Below are 656 nucleotides of genomic sequence, written 5' to 3'. Positions count from 1 at the left end.
GACCTACTCTCCCACATTTTACTGCAGTACCATCGGCTCTGGCGGGCTTAACTTCTCTGTTCGGAATGGGAAGAGGTGGACACCGCCGATATAGGCACCTGAATTTCTTCAGATTGGTCACCAGGTCATTGGGTCATTGAGTCATTGTTAACTCGTTCGACACCAGGACAGGTGACTTTTCTATATTTTATATTGTTTATTCATTCATCAGTGTGCAAAGAATGACTCAATGACCCAATGAATAATGATATAAACAATGACATATTATTGAAAGAAGTAATTTCGAGAGAAAACAACAGCTTTGTGTTGAGGTGTCAGAGGCAAGGGATCGGATATTGGGTTACAGGATTGCTCTTGCTTCTTGTATCTTACGGTCTTGTGTCTCTAACACCTTTAATTACCTGCTATGAGAAAGCTTCGGATGATTAGTATTACTCGGCTTTGATGTCACCACCTTTATACCTGTAACCTATCAACGTAGTAGTCTGCTACGATCCTCAATGGAAGTCTCATCTTGTGGCTAGTTTCGCACTTAGATGCTTTCAGCGCTTATCTATTCCCAACGTAGCTACTCTGCAATACACCTGGCGGCATAACAGATTCACCAGAGGTTAGTCCAACCCGGTCCTCTCGTACTAAGGCCTCTCGTACTAAGG

Annotated in this window: 2 rRNA genes; both read right to left on the bottom strand. The window is 43.1% G+C overall.

Annotated features, from left to right (window positions below):
• Window positions 1-102: ribosomal RNA gene (gene rrf, locus AC1DXC_RS27330) — 5S ribosomal RNA — on the bottom strand; the annotation flags it as partial.
• 303 nt (window positions 103-405) lie between these two features.
• Window positions 406-656 (bottom strand): 23S ribosomal RNA (locus AC1DXC_RS27325); the annotation flags it as partial.

The organism is Mucilaginibacter sp. P2_D11, from assembly GCF_056404435.1.
This window is presented reverse-complemented; position numbering and strand designations above follow the sequence as displayed.